This window comes from Aeromonas sp. QDB25, from assembly GCF_027707725.1.
Lineage (GTDB): Bacteria > Pseudomonadota > Gammaproteobacteria > Enterobacterales > Aeromonadaceae > Aeromonas > Aeromonas caviae.
In genome coordinates this window covers 56,293-70,774 of record NZ_JAPCIZ010000003.1, presented here as the reverse complement: position 1 = coordinate 70,774, position 14,482 = coordinate 56,293, and the positions used below count along the sequence as shown (strand labels likewise).

The 14,482-nt window shown below is 61.1% G+C and carries 11 protein-coding genes; 1 reads left to right on the top strand and 10 read right to left on the bottom strand.

Translation table 11 applies throughout. From position 1 onward, the window contains the following. Nucleotides 1–113 precede the first annotated feature (113 nt). A complete protein-coding gene (locus PG883_RS01855) occupies nt 114–323 on the top strand; it encodes a DUF1653 domain-containing protein (RefSeq protein WP_010674028.1) in 210 nt (69 codons plus the stop codon). Nucleotides 324–382: 59 nt separating this feature from the next. Here the strand turns inward: PG883_RS01855 and PG883_RS01850 are convergent, their stop codons facing one another. The 10 genes from PG883_RS01850 to adhE form a co-directional block, all read right to left on the bottom strand. Then, the gene (locus PG883_RS01850; protein WP_010674029.1) at nt 383–640 is read right to left on the bottom strand and encodes a GrxA family glutaredoxin; all 258 of its coding nucleotides are present in this window, start codon (nt 638–640) and stop codon (nt 383–385) included. A gap of 211 nt (nt 641–851) precedes the next feature. After that, the gene (gene dacB / locus PG883_RS01845) at nt 852–2,285 is read right to left on the bottom strand and encodes a D-alanyl-D-alanine carboxypeptidase/D-alanyl-D-alanine endopeptidase (RefSeq protein WP_042017206.1); all 1,434 of its coding nucleotides are present in this window, start codon (nt 2,283–2,285) and stop codon (nt 852–854) included. An 87-nt stretch (nt 2,286–2,372) separates the two neighbouring features. Further along, entirely contained in the window at nt 2,373–4,133 is a 1,761-nt protein-coding gene (locus tag PG883_RS01840; protein WP_270806900.1) for a DEAD/DEAH box helicase, read from the bottom strand. 112 nt (nt 4,134–4,245) lie between these two features. Next, nucleotides 4,246–5,283 (bottom strand): HlyD family secretion protein, encoded by a 1,038-nt coding sequence (locus PG883_RS01835; protein ID WP_244081933.1) that lies wholly within the window; start codon nt 5,281–5,283, stop codon nt 4,246–4,248. Nucleotides 5,284–5,286: 3 nt separating this feature from the next. Beyond that, complete coding sequence (locus PG883_RS01830; RefSeq protein WP_104455719.1) at nt 5,287–5,625, bottom strand: DUF3302 domain-containing protein; 339 nt, start codon at nt 5,623–5,625, stop codon at nt 5,287–5,289. A gap of 289 nt (nt 5,626–5,914) precedes the next feature. Beyond that, nucleotides 5,915–7,336, bottom strand: coding sequence for a carbon starvation CstA family protein (locus PG883_RS01825; RefSeq protein WP_201894801.1), 1,422 nt, complete (start codon nt 7,334–7,336; stop codon nt 5,915–5,917). A 144-nt stretch (nt 7,337–7,480) separates the two neighbouring features. Beyond that, a complete protein-coding gene (gene btsR / locus PG883_RS01820) occupies nt 7,481–8,185 on the bottom strand; it encodes a two-component system response regulator BtsR (protein WP_010674324.1) in 705 nt (234 codons plus the stop codon). Then, nucleotides 8,182–9,873 carry a sensor histidine kinase gene (locus PG883_RS01815; protein WP_041212838.1) on the bottom strand — a complete coding sequence of 564 codons (1,692 nt, stop codon included), beginning with the start codon at nt 9,871–9,873 and terminating at the stop codon, nt 8,182–8,184. The genes btsR and PG883_RS01815 overlap by 4 nt, the downstream gene beginning before the upstream one ends. 352 nt (nt 9,874–10,225) lie before the next feature. Continuing rightward, nucleotides 10,226–11,461, bottom strand: coding sequence for an HD-GYP domain-containing protein (locus PG883_RS01810; protein WP_143237402.1), 1,236 nt, complete (start codon nt 11,459–11,461; stop codon nt 10,226–10,228). A 110-nt stretch (nt 11,462–11,571) separates the two neighbouring features. Then, on the bottom strand, nt 11,572–14,247 hold the full coding sequence (gene adhE / locus PG883_RS01805) for a bifunctional acetaldehyde-CoA/alcohol dehydrogenase (protein WP_244081935.1): 2,676 nt from the start codon (nt 14,245–14,247) through the stop codon (nt 11,572–11,574). Between the last annotated feature and the right edge of the window lie 235 nt (nt 14,248–14,482).

The following is a 14,482-nucleotide window of genomic DNA, read 5'->3' as shown; positions in this document are numbered from 1 at the left end:
AAATATCTCCCCCATCTGGCACGATTGGCTGGGGTAAAAAAGGCCCCGACCCGTCGGTCTGCCAGGGGAGCACGCAGGCACGGGGCTCATCTTCCCGCTCTCGAGGTTCACTCATGCAGGCACCCGCCACCGGTCGCTACCGCCATTTCAAGGGGGGCTATTACCAGGTTCTGGCCCTGGCTTTGCACACCGAAACGCAGGAGCAGCTGGTGATCTATCAATCCGAACAGGATGGTCAGGTCTATGCCCGCCCCGTCGCCATGTTCATGGAGTGGATTGAACATCAGGGACAGGTGGTGAGCCGCTTCACGCCGGTGGCCTGAGGCAGGCTTGGCGACATGAAAAAAGGCGCCAGAGGCGCCTTTTTTCATGGTGTCGGGGCTTACAGACCCAGATTGGCTCTGGCATAGGCCTCAAAATCGGTGCAGCCGCCGATGTGCTGCTCATCCAGGAAGATCTGCGGCACAGTGGTGACCGGCTTGCCCGCCTTGGCAGCGAGATCGTCCTTGGTCAGCCCGGCCACGTTGATATCCACGTAGCGGAACTCGAAGTCATCGCGCTCCTCGGTCAGTTGCTCGGCAATCTGCTTGGCACGCACGCAATAGGGGCAACCGGGACGACCAAAAATCTCTACAAACATCTTTTCTCTCCATTAAACAAGCCGTTGAAGAAGGCCATTGAGATGAGGCTGGGCACAGCATAGCCGTGGCGCCCTGTCAGTCAAAGCTGAAAATAGCGATGCTTACGTTCGCCATCTCCGATTGCGCCCGCTGCTGATGACGGCGCCAGCGCCCCTGTTTCGCCCCAAGGCCGGGGAATCGGGCCGCCTTGCCGGCAAGGCAGCCCGTCTATCACTGCTCGACGATCTGGATGGGTTGCTGCTGGTAGATGCTCTCCAGCACGCCTTTTTCGAAGACGGTCCAGGGCCAGGGCGCCTTGCTGGCGCGGTAGCGCTCGTGGGTCGCCGGATCCTGGGAGAGACCGCGCTGGAACATCACGAAGGCCTTGCGCTGGCCACCGGCGGTGTCGATGAAGCCGGCGAGGTTCGACGTACCTGTGATGGTACCGGTCTTGGCGTGCACCTTGTTCTTCATCATGGGCGCGGTGACGCTGCGTCGCCAGGCCAGGGTGCCGTCCACCTGGGAGCTTGGCAGCAGCTTGATGAAGTCGAGCTCGGCATCGTTCTTCTGGATGAAGTTAAGCACCGACAACATCTGGCGCGCGCTGATGAGATTGTGGGCGGAGAGGCCGGAGCCGTCGGCCAGGGTGGCGTTGCCAAGGTCAATGCCGTGCTTGGTCAGGATGGCGCGCACCGCCATGGTGCCGCTGCGATAGCTGCCCGGCTTGTTGTAGTAGTGACGCCCCACGGTTTTGAGGAAGGTATCGGCGTAGAGGTTGTCGGACTTTTTCAACATCTTGGCGAGCATCACCGGCAGGGAGACAGAGTAGTGGGTCGCCAGGGTCTGGGCACCGACAGGGGCCTGATGGGTGACCCGCAGCAGGCCGTCGTGGCTGATCCCGGCGCGGTTCATGGCCCAGCGGATGTTGTCCCAGCCCCAGGCCTCCACGTCATGGATGGCAAAGCGCAGCCCTTGTGGCTCCTTGTTCGGGGTGATGCAGCCCTTGAGCTCGTAGAAGTTGCCCTTGGCCATGTCCACTTCCAGAGCGCAGAACTGGCGCGCCATGTCGCCATAGCTCATCACCTCCACGTTGTCGGCGCCGATGCCGATGGGCACACCGGTGGCCACGTTGCCCACCGCAGGCTTGCCAATCTGGGTGGCGGTGATGGTGCCGTAGGCGCAGTTCTTGTCGATGATGACCGAGGAGACGGGAGCGGCGAAGCAGAGGGTCTGATCCCCCCAGGACCAGCCGTTGCCACGCTCATAGCCGTTGTAGGCACCGGTGTTGACATAGACGTTGCCCTGAATGCGGGTGACGCCCAACTGTTTGAACAGGGCAACCAGATCCATGCGCGACAGGGTCGGGTCGCCGACGAAGTTGATCCAGATGTCGCCGTTGATGGTGGTGCCCTGTTTGGCGCCGGGCTGGGCCTGGATGTCGGTGGCGAAGCGGAAGTCGGCACCGAGTTCGAGGCGTGCAGCGAGCGCGGTGAGCACCTTCATGGTGGAGGCGGGGGCTATCATGTCATCGGCGTGACGGGCAAATTCTACCCCGTTGTTGCCCTGTACGATGACGGCGTACTGGCCCCCCTTGGGCGGGGTCAGCGGGGCGGCGTGGACCGCCAGAGAAAAGAGAGCACAAAAACCAATCAACAGCCGCTGCATAGGATCCTCTAACTGAACGAAAGGGCGGCATCAGAAACCGCCCCGATAATCAAACCGGGTGACTGCCGGGTATCGCCTGCCATGGGGTCAGGCCGGGGCGTTGGCAGTCCGGTAACGCCCCTCGTAATCGAATATTTTTTCCTTCACCTGCCAGAAGCGTCCCGACTTGCGGGCGATGACGAAATCCGGGTGACGGAACTGGTTTGCCGCGAGCATCACGCTCGCCAGGGTCGTGAATTCGGGCTCCAGGCCCGGGGCGGGCCAATGATGACGCACAAAGCGTTGTTGAAACAAGCGCTGTGCACCCCGGGAGTGAAAGGGGAAGTACTCTGTCAGGGTCAGGCCATCCTCGTCGTGGTAGGTCACCTCCAGCCGCTCCCCCTGCTTGCCGCGCCCGGCACCCAGGGTCAAACCGGCGCACCGGATCACCATGCAGTCCTTGAGATTGAGGGCTTCCTTGAGCTTGTCGTCAGGGTCCACCAGCAGCTGGTCACAGCGTTGGCAGCGACGGGCGGCGATGTCGTTTTCAGCGCCGCAACCGGGGCAGATCTTGGCGCGAAAGCGGTAGTCGCACTCCTCGCGGTTGCCCTCGTCATCCTCAAACAGTCCCTGACAGCGGCGGCCATAGTGCTCGATCACCTTGCCATCCTCGTCGGTCTTGCCCCAGAAGGTGTTGGCAAAGCCGCAGGCGGGGCAGGGCACCTGAACCGGCTCGGTGCCGGCGTGGGGCCTGGGCTCCCCCACTTCGGGGGCAAACAGGTTGAAGTTGTTGCCTGCGTAGTCGAGCACCAGGCAATCGCTCTTGCCGGGTGAGAGGCGCAGGCCCCGTCCCACAATCTGCTGGTAGAGCGACACCGATTCGGTGGGACGCAGCATCACGATAAGGTCGACGTGGGGGGCATCAAAACCGGTGGTGAGCACCGCTACGTTGACCAGAAACTTGAGCTCGCGCGCCTTGAAGGCACTGATTAGAGCGTCGCGCTCCGGTCCCGGCGTCTCGCCGGTGACGAGGGCGGCCTGCTGGCCTCTGGCACCGAGCAGGCCATGAATTTCCCGGGCATGCTCGACGGTGGCGGCGAAGATCATCACCCCCTGCCGGTCGGCCGCATAGTCCAGCACCTGGCTCAGGATATGGGGGGTGACCCGCTCCTGGCGCTTGATCTCGCCGTTGAGCTGCGCCTCGCTGAACAGGCCGTTCTCCCGCGGCACCAGCTTGCTGAAGTCGTAGTGGACGATGGGGGCGTCCACCAGGCGCGGCGGGGTCAGGTAGCCGTTTTTCACCATGAAGCGCAGGGGCAGTTCGAACACGCAGTCACCAAAGAGCCGCTCGCCGTGGCTCTTGACCATGCCGTGGTAGTGGCGCCGGTAGATCCAGCCCAGCCCCAGCCGATAGGGGGTGGCGGTGAGCCCGAGGATCTTGAGGGCCGGATTGGCGGCCTTGAGATGCTCGATCACCTGATGATATTGGCTGTCGTCATCGAGCGAGACCCGGTGGCACTCGTCGATGATGAGCAGCGAAAAAGCCCCGTCGAAGGCATCCAGATTGCGCGCCACCGACTGCACCGAGCCAAACACCACCTGGGCGCTCGCCTCCTTCCGATCCAGCCCGGCGGCGAAGATGTCGGCCCGGAGTCCCCAGGCCTCGTACTTGGCGTGGTTCTGCTCCACCAGCTCCTTGACGTGAGCCAGCACCAGCACCCGGCCACGGGCCTTGCGGGCCAGTTCGGCGATCACCAGGCTTTTGCCGGCCCCGGTGGGCAGCACCACCACGGCGGGATCCGGGTGTTTGCGAAAGTGGCTGATGACGGCGTTGACCGCGTCGGTCTGATAGGGTCTGAGAACGAACATGCAGGCTTGGGGTATCGATATGGGGTGGTGCAGGATGGCGCCATTATAGGGATCCTGGCACTAAAAAACAGCGGGCCGGCATGGTGCCGGCCGCTGGCGATAATGTCTTCGCTTAGTGGAAGGGGAAGACGTAGTTCATCCAGCTGGCCATGCGCAGCAGCACCTTGCGCATCACCGAGACATGGTGGAAGTGCTTGGTGTAGATGGCGGCCTGGCCGCTAGCCCCGGCGATCACCTGATACTTGGCCCACTCGGGGTCGGTGATGGAGATGAGCACCGGCAGGCGACCCGGTCGCACGGCACTGGTCTGATCCAGCAAACCGGCGTTGGCCTGCACATTGCCTGCGGCGATGGCCGGGATCACGGCGGTCACCTTGCCCTGGAAGATCTTGCCGGGGATGCCGTCGATCACCACTTCGGCCTCATCGCCCACCGCCAGGCGCTGCATGCTGTTTTGCCAGAACCAGCCAACATAGGCGGTCTCGTCTTTGTGGATGAAGGTCATCACCGGACGATACATGAACGGGGTGGCGATCATGCCGGGGCGCAGGGCCAGCTGTACCACGTGGCCGTCGCTCGGAGCATAGACCACGGTCTGCTCGACTTGGTACCTGGCCTCGTCGAGCTGGGCCTGCAGATCTTCCAGTGTCGCCTGTTGTTGCTCGATCTGGGCCACGATGTCGTCCACGTTGGCCTGGGTGACATCGAGGTCACGCTGCTTGCCGACGCCGCGGCGCATCAGGTCGCTGGCGCGATCCCGGTCGAGCTTGGCGGAGCGCAGCCTGGCCTCGATGGACTTGAGGTGGTTGCGGTTGGATTCAACCCGCGCCGTCAGGCTGTCCGCTTTGAGCTGGAAGGGGGCGGCATCCAGGCGAAACAGCACATCGCCCTTTTTCACCGGTTGGTTAGCCTGTACCGGCACCTCGATTACCCGGCCCTTGACCAGCGGCACGATCGGGGTGGAGACATAGTAGTTGCGCGCCATCTCGGAATAGGGGTGGTTGTAGTTCATCAGCATGATCAGGGTGCCAATGATCAGCACGCCACCCAGCGCTGCGGTAGGCACGGTCCACTTGTTGAACGGGATACGGAAGATTTTGAAGATGGCCACGCAGACGGCCGTGTAGGTCAGGATCAGTAGCAGGTCCATGATTTATCCCTGTTGCTCGGTCTGTTCGATGGTATTGAGGCGGGCCTTGAGGTCGGCCAGCTCCTGTTTGAGCTGCTGGATATCATCTTCATCCTGCTGCAGCCGCTGGTTGAAGCCCCAGCCGCGATCGGGGCGATAAATCGTGGCCCAGATCCAGAGAAAGGGCCACAGCACGTGCAGGGTGAACAGACTGACCCAGCCGGCCACGTGAATGGCGTCCTGATGGGGGTGCTGACGATGCTTGGCTATTTCATAGGGAATGTCGTGAATGACGATGACCCCATAAAAAATGACCAAACCCACAAAAAAAAGCAGACCAAGAGCAAAATAATCGAGTGCCATTTATGCCTCCGCTGGCTTGACGCACCGCATTGTCATTGGGAACAGGGCTCTGCAAGGCAGTCAGCCACCTGATTTCCCTCCTGTCGGGCCCGAAATCTTAAGTTGTTTTGTTGTACTGAAGCTTAAGTGGTTTCCAAGTCGCCAAAACAGACGCTGATGTTATTGGGGGCAAGTCCGTAAAGTCGTATCCATGACAAGGATTTACGCTGGGAGTATGGCATTGCTGAAGGGAAATGTTCAGCAAAAAAAGGAGCCTTGACGGCTCCTTTTTTGACATGGTTGGCGTGGATTAACTTTCGCTGGGCTTGTTGATCAGCGCGGGCCTGAATTTCACCAGGAAGGCGAGGGTGATGAGGGCGGTGCTCACCAGACCGATGATGGTGGAAACATTCATCTCGAGGCCGAAACCGATGGGGGCGTTGGCCAGGTAGGTGATGACCACTGCGGTCATGAAGATGGCGGGAATGGTGCATACCCAGTGCAGCTTGCCTTCCTTGATGAGGTAGGCGGCCGCAGCCCACAGCATGATGACGGCGGTGGTCTGGTTGGCCCAGCCGAAGTAGCGCCAGATCACCCCGAACTCGGCCTTGGAGATGATGAAGCCAAGGATGAACATGGGGATGGCGATGAGCAGACGCTTGGCCATGGGCTTCTGGGTCAGGTTAAGGAAGTCCGCCACGATGAGACGGGCGCTGCGAAACGCGGTGTCACCGGAGGTGATGGGCAGGATCACCACGCCGAGGATCGCCAGGATGCCGCCCACGGTACCGAGCAGGCTGGTGGAGACTTCGTGCACCACGGCAGAGGGGCCGCCGCTGGCCAGGGTGGCGTTGAGTGCCTCGGTGCTGTCGTAGAAGGAGAGACCCAGGGTGCACCAGATGAGGGCGATGATCCCTTCCCCTATCATGGCGCCGTAGAAGATGAAGCGACCGGAGCTCTCGTTCTGCATGCAGCGCGCCATCAGCGGGGACTGGGTGGCGTGGAAACCGGAGACGGCACCACAGGCGATGGTGATGAACAGCAGCGGCCAGAGCGGCAGGTCCGTCGGGTGCAGGTTGGAGAAGTCCATCCCGGTGTTGTAGAAGCCCTTGCCGGAGACGATGAGGCCGATGATGAGGCCGACCGACATGAAGACCAGCAGCGCGCCGAAGATGGGGTAGAAGCGGCCGATGATCTTGTCGATGGGGACGATGGTCGCGAGGATGTAGTAGGCGAAGATGGCCGCAATCCAGTAGACCAGATCGGTGGAGGTGAGGTTGGCGAGCAGGCCCGCCGGGCTCAGGACGAAGACCACGCCCACCAGCATCAGGAGCACCACGGCAAAGAGGTTCATGAAGTGCTTGGCGGCGGTGCCCAGGTGCTCACCGACCACGGTCGGCACCGAGGCGCCCCTGGCGCGTACCGACAGCATGCCGGAGAAATAGTCGTGGACCGCACCGGCGAAGATGCAGCCAAAGACGATCCAGAGCATGGCGACCGGACCATAGAGGGCACCCAGAATGGGGCCGAAGATGGGGCCGACGCCGGCGATGTTGAGCAGTTGAACCAGGTAGACCTTCTTGTCCGACATGGGGACATAGTCCACCCCGTCCGCCATGGTGATGGCGGGGGTCTTCAACTCGGGTTTGGGCCCGAATATCCGTTCGATGAATTTGCCGTATACGAAGTAGCCGGCTATCAACAAGCCGACACAGAGGAAGAACCAGATCATTGCTACGCTCCTGCTTTGTTATTTTTTAGTGTGCGCAGCCAGTGTAGGGGGGGACTTCTGTTAACGGCAGGTGAAAGGGGGTGAGCGGCGACATGGCGACCCGAGCGGTTGTCCGCTGTGATCCGGCGCACATCGCGCCCCGTTTTATTCCAGTCCCAGCTCGTCTTTTAGCTCCTTGAGGTAGCGGCGGCTGACCGGTACCCGGGCCCCGCTCGGGGTCACGATCTCCGCCAGTTGATTCTCCAGCAAACGGATTTCGAAGATGGCGGCCGGGGCCACCAGATACTGGCGGTGACAGCGCAGCAGCGGGGTCTTCTCCTCCAGGGACTTGAGGGTGAGCTGGGTGTGAAACAGCTCGCCCTGGCAGGCGACATGGACGCCGCCGAGATCGGAGAAGGCGTACTCCACCTGGGAGGTTGGGAGCAGCCGCACCCGGTTGTGCAGGTATCCGGGGATATGGTGGATGGTCGGGGCCAGGGTCCCGACCGGTTGCGGGGTGATGTCCTGCCTGAGCCGCGCCAGGGTCTTGGCGAGGCGCGCCGGCTCCACCGGCTTGAGCAGGTAGTCGAAGGCGTTCTCCTCGAAGGCCTGGATGGCGTAGTCGTCGAACGCGGTGACAAAGACGATGCGGGGCAGGGGATCGAGCATGGCCACCAGCTCCATGCCGCTGAGCTTGGGCATCTGGATATCGAGAAACACCACATCCGGCTTGAGTTGCTGGATGAGGCCGAGCGCCTCGATGGCGTTGCCCGCCATGCCCAGGATCTCGATGTCGGGATCGCTGGCCAGCAGCTCTGCCAGCTCTTCGCGGGCATAGGGCTCGTCATCGACGATCAGGGTGCGGATCATGTCATCTCCTTGGCGGTGGTGCGGGGTTGTCGTGGGAGTGTCAGGGAGACCCGGGTCCATTGCTCCGGCTCCCACTGGACGTCAATGCCATAGCGCTCGCCAAAGGCGCTCTTGAGGCGCTTGTCCACCAGGCTCATCCCCAGACCATCCCCCTGGCCGGATGGTTGCCAGGCCCCGGCGTTGTCTTCGACGCAAAGGGTGATCGCCTCGGGGGTTTCCCTCGCGAAGAGGCGAAGTCGCCCCTCTCCCAGCAGGGAGCAGATGCCGTGCTTGATGGCATTCTCGATGAGGGGCTGCAGGGTGAAGCTCGGCAGTTGCACCTCGGCAAGGTGGGGCGGGATCTCGTTGATGACGGTGAGCCGCTCGCCAAAGCGGGCCTGCTCTATCTCCAGGTAGGAGAGGCAGTGCTCCTGCTCCTCACGCAGCGTGGTCAGGCCGCTCTGGCGCTTGAGGTTGTTGCGAAAGAAGCGGGAGAGGTGCAGCAGCAGCTCCCGTGCCCGTCCCGGATCGCGGCGGGTAATGGCGCTGATGGTGTTGAGGGTGTTGAACAGGAAGTGGGGGTTTATCTGTGCCTGTACCAGCTTGAGCTCGGATTGCACCAGCAGGCGCTGCTGCTGCTCCAGGCGGCCTGCCAGCAGCTGCTGGGACAACAGGTTGGCGATCCCTTCTCCCAGGGTGTGATTGATCTTGAGGAAGAGCCGCTTCTTGGGCTCATAGAGTTTGATGGTGCCGATCACCCCCTCGTCACCCTGCAGGGGGATCACCAGCACGGAGCCGAGCTGGCACTGGGGGGAGATGCTGCAACGATAGGGCTGGCTGTTGCCATCGGCGAACAGCACCTTGTTCTGGGCGATGGCTTGCAGGGTGATCGCCGAGGTGATGGGGGTGCCCGGCTTGTGGTGATCTTCCCCGGTGCCGATGAAGGCGAGGATTTTGTCGGTGTCCGTGATGGCGACGGCGCCGACGCCGGTCTCTTCCTGAACGATATGGGCTATCTTGCCGCTGGCCTCCGGAGTGAACCCCTGGCTCATGATGCCGACGGTACGGTTGGCGATGGTGAGCGCCTTGGCGGAGAAGACCCGGGAGAACTTTTCGTACATCCGCTGCTGGTCGCGGATCATGCTGATGAAGAGCGCCGCCCCGCAGGAGTTGGCGAGGATCATGGGGGTGGCGATGGTGCGCACCAGCAGCAGGGACTTGTCGAAGGGGGTGGCGACCAGCAGGATGATCACCATCTGCATGATCTCGGCCACGAAGGTGGTAAAGAAGGCGACCCTGGGCGCAAAGAGGTCATTGACCCTGCCTGCCCGCATCAGCCGCCAGTGAACCAGCCCCCCCAGCAAGCCTTCGCAGGTGGTGGATATGGCGCAGGCGAGATCGGTGAACCCCCCCAGAGTATAGCGGTGCAGGCCGCCGGTCAGCCCCACCAAGAATCCCACCAGGGGGCCGCCCAGCAGTCCCCCCAGTACGGCACCGACCGCCCGGGTGTTGGCGATGGCGTCATCGATGTCGAGGCCCACATAGGTTCCCAGGATGCAAAAGCAGGAGAAGATGACATAGATGAGCACCTTGTGGGGCAGCCTGACGGAGTAGTTGGCCAGGGGACGCAACAGGGGGCTTTTGGAAAAAAGGTAGGCGATGACCAGGCTGACGCTCATCTGCTGGAGCAGAGAGAGGACTAGTTGCATAAAAAAGCTTCCTCAAACACCACGCCGGAGCCGGGCGTTGTCATGACGCAGGGTGAGCCTGAGCCCGTCTTGATGCGGGCTGCGGGCTGAACGCTGCGGCAGTTTGCCAGAATGGAAAAATAAAACCATATAAAATCAGCACGTTAAATTGATATTTGTGTAATCGGTGCCCGCTTGATATTGCTGATGCGAGCATGAAGGTATCCACCGGATACGCCACACGGAGGTGGCATGCTCCGCCCGGCCATCGGCTGGGCGTTTTTTATCCAGCTCCAATGGTGGACGATTTCGAGGGGACCTGAGCAATTATTCAGGTTTGTCCAATGAGTTATCCCCAGCTTCTGGGGATAACTCAGAAGGCGAAATAGTAACATACCCGCCGACCCAGACCGAAAAAGGCGCGTTGCGCGTCGTCCAGCTCTTCCTGTCTGAGGGTGGCGACGATGCTTCGCGCATCTTCCCGCAGATCGATCATGGCCACCCCTTCCGGCCGCTGCCCCTTGAGGTAGGGCAGCACCTTGGGTCTGAGGGGCATGCTGGGCTCGGTGGAGAGCACCAGGGCCAGGGCATCGTCATCTAGGCGCACCAGGGAACCCGGTGGATAGACCCCCAGCACCTTTATCAGCAACCTGACCTGGGTTTGCTCGAACTTCTTCTGGGAGAGCTTGTAGAGCTGGCCGATCACCTGGCTGGGTCCCGGCGGGTTGAGGCCGCTGCGCGGATGAAGCAGCTCGTCATAGTGATCCACCAGCCCGATGAGGCGGGCGAGGGGGGGGATCTTGTCGCCCTTGATCCCGAGGGGAAAACCGCTGCCATCGAGGCGTTCGTGATGCAGGTAGGCGACCTCGCGGATCCTGGGTTCGAAAGCCTGCAACTGGTTGAGCATCTCCAGTCCGTACTGGGGGTGCATGTTGAGGAAATTCTGCTCCGCCTTGCTGAGCTCCCCCCGCTTCTGGATGATCTGGCTCGGGATCCTGAGCTCGCCGATGTCGTGGAGCAGGCCCGCCAGACCGGTCTCCTCGATCTCGACGGGATTCATGCCAAGCTCCCGTGCCATCAACATGGCGATGAAGGCCACGCTCAGGCTGTGTTGCAGCAGGGTATCCGTGTTCTGGCTGCGGATGAGGTGCAGACCGAGCGGCCCCTGGTGTTCTGCCAGACGGGCGGCGGTGCTGCGCACTATCTGCGCAGTATTGGCCAGGCCTTCGTCCGGTTTGAGGTTGAGGGCGCCAAGGGCGTCGCGAAGATCTGACAGGGATTGACCGAACGCCTTGTCCGCGATGCGAAGGGAGCGCCTGAACGCCTTTTCGTCGAAGGTGGGGCCCTCAGAAGAGGGGGCGGTATCCCCGGTGTCGCTCATCTCAAGAGAGGGAACGGGTTCGGCCCGCAGCAGGGGCTCTACCGGCAGATCGCTCTTGTCGGGATCCACCATCAGCAGGGTCAGGTCGAGGTGGCGGATGATGTCGAGCTGCTGCTGGTCCTTGATTTTGAAGGCGTTGAACATGAAAGGGTGGCTCGTCCATCCCGTGGGAAGATGGATGTAGTGGCCGACTCTCAACTGCTCGATGGAGGCCTGTATCAGCGCCATGGACTAGCTCTTCTGTCGAATTTGCCTATCAACAAGCTAGCAAAATTAAACAGATAGACAAACAAAAAAGCCCGCGCATGTGCGCGGGCTCTTGTCATCCGTGGCGTTTATCAGGCCTTGGATTTTTTCTTGTTGTCCACCTTGGTGTCGACCTTGGCTGCAACCGGGGCGGCAGCAGGGGCTTCCTCGATGAAGGGACGGCCGTAGTAGGTGTCCATCAGGATGGCTTTCAGCTCGGTGATCAGCGGGTAGCGCGGGTTGGCGCCGGTGCACTGGTCATCGAAGGCTTCCAGGGCCAGCTGGTCTACCTTGGCCAGGAAGTCCGCTTCGTTCACGCCGGCTTCGCGGATGGAGGCCGGGATCCCCAGGGTGGCCTTCAGCTCGTCCAGCCAGGTCAGCAGCTTCTCGATCTTGGCGGCGGTACGGTCACTGGCAGCGGTCAGGCCCAGGTGGTCAGCCACTTCGGCGTAGCGACGGCGAGCCTGCGGACGGTCGTACTGGGAGAACGCGGTCTGCTTGGTCGGGTTGTCGTTCGCGTTGTAGCGGATGACGTTGCTGATCAGCAGGGCGTTGGCCAGACCGTGGGGGATGTGGAACTCCGCACCCAGTTTGTGGGCCATGGAGTGGCACACACCCAGGAAGGCGTTGGCAAACGCGATACCAGCGATGGTGGCGGCGTTGTGCACCTTCTCGCGGGCAACCGGGTCGTTGGCGCCGTTGATGTAGCTGGAGGGCAGGTAGTCCTTCAGCAGTTTCAGGGCTTGCAGCGCCTGACCGTCGGAGTATTCGTTGGCCAGCACGGAGACATAGGCTTCCATGGCGTGGGTCACGGCGTCGATACCACCGAAGGCACACAGGGATTTGGGCATGCCCATCACCAGGTTGGCATCCACGATGGCCATGTTCGGGGTCAGCTCGTAGTCGGCCAGCGGGTACTTCATGCCGGTGGCGTCGTCGGTCACGACCGCAAACGGGGTCACTTCAGAACCGGTACCGGACGTGGTGGTGATACAGACCAGTTCGGCCTTCACGCCCATTTTCGGGAACTTGTAGATACGCTTGCGGATGTCCATGAAGCGCATGGCCAGGTCTTCGAACGCGGTATTCGGGTGCTCGTACATGACCCACATGATCTTGGCGGCATCCATGGGTGAACCACCACCCAGGGCGACGATCACGTCCGGCTTGAAGGAGTTGGCCATCTCGGCGCCCTTGCGGACCACGGACAGGGTGGGGTCGGCTTCCACTTCGTAGAAGATCTCCACTTCCATGTTCAGCTTCTTGAGCAGGCGAACCACTTCATCGGCATAGCCGTTGTTGAACAGGAATCGGTCGGTCACCACCATGGCGCGCTTCTTGCCTTCCAGGTCGCCCAGGGCGATCGGCAGGGAACCACGACGGAAGTAGATGGATTTCGGAAGTTTGTGCCACAGCATATTTTCTGCCCGTTTTGCGACTGTCTTCTTGTTGATCAAGTGCTTGGGACCGACGTTCTCGGAGATGGAGTTACCACTCCAGGAGCCGCAACCCAGGGTCAGGGACGGGGCCAGCGCGAAGTTGTACAGGTCACCGATACCACCCTGGGTGGAGGGGGTGTTGATGAGGATACGGGCGGTCTTCATCTTGTCGCCGAAGTACTTGATGCGGTCGGCATTGCGATCCTGGTCGGTATAGAGACCGGAGGTGTGGCCGATACCACCGATGTTGACCATGTCGCAGGCCATTTCGACGGCTTCTTCGAAGTTCTTGGCACGGAACATACCCAGCGTTGGAGAGAGTTTCTCGTGAGCGAACTCGTCTTCCGCGCAGAGTTCCAGACCTTCACCGATGAGGATCTTGGTGGTGGCAGGCACGGTCACACCGGCCATGGCGGCGATCTTGGTGGCAGGCTGGCCCACGATGTCGGCGTTCAGGGCGCCGTTGATCAGCAGCACTTTACGCACCTTGTCCGCTTCGTCCTTGGAGAGGATGTAGCCGGCGTGGGTCGCGAAACGCTCCTTGACCTGGTTGTAGATGGAGTCGACCACGATGACAGCCTGCTCGGAGGCACAGACCACGCCGTTGTCGAAGGTCTTGGACATCAGGATGGAGGCGACGGCACGCTTCACGTCGGCGGTTTCGTCGATTACGATGGGCACGTTGCCCGCACCCACGCCGATGGCGGGTTTGCCGGAGGAGTAGGCGGCCTTCACCATGCCCGGGCCACCGGTGGCCAGGATCAGGTTGATGTCGTCGTGACGCATCAGGGCGTTGGAGAGTTCGACGGAGGGTTGATCAATCCAGCCGATGATGTCTTTCGGCGCACCGGCAGCCACGGCAGCATCCAGTACCAGCTTGGCAGCGGTATTGGTGGAGTTCTTGGCGCGGGGGTGCGGGGAGAAGATGATGGCATTGCGGGTCTTCAGGGAGATGAGGGCCTTGAAGATCGCGGTGGAAGTCGGGTTGGTGGTCGGTACGATACCGCAGATGATGCCGACCGGCTCGGCGATGGTGATGGTGCCCATCTCGTCATCTTCACTGAGGATGCCGCAGGTCTTCTCATCTTTGTAGGCGTTGTAGATGTATTCGGAGGCGAAGTGGTTCTTGATAACCTTGTCTTCGATGATACCCATGCCGGATTCAGCCACGGCCATCTGGGCCAGGGGGATACGGGCGTTGCTGGCGGCCAGAGCGGCGGCGCGGAAGACCTTGTCTACCTGCTCTTGCGAGAAGCTGGCGAATTGACGCTGTGCTTCTTTGACGCGGGCAACCAGTGCATCCAGTTCAGCCAAATTGGTTACTGCCATGTTTATCTCCTGATGATTTGAAAACTGTTTAGTAAGACCTTGGCAATGCCCGGCAATTATAGCCACCTTGTCAAGGCGAGAATCACCATAACGGGGTATTTACATGCCTTAGTAAACTGTTTTCTGACTCGATTATAGGGTCGGGATGTGTCAGAAAAGATTGATCTGGATCATATGTAACAAAAGAACAAAAGAAATTTTGTTTCACCCCTTATCGCACCACTATGTTACGGGA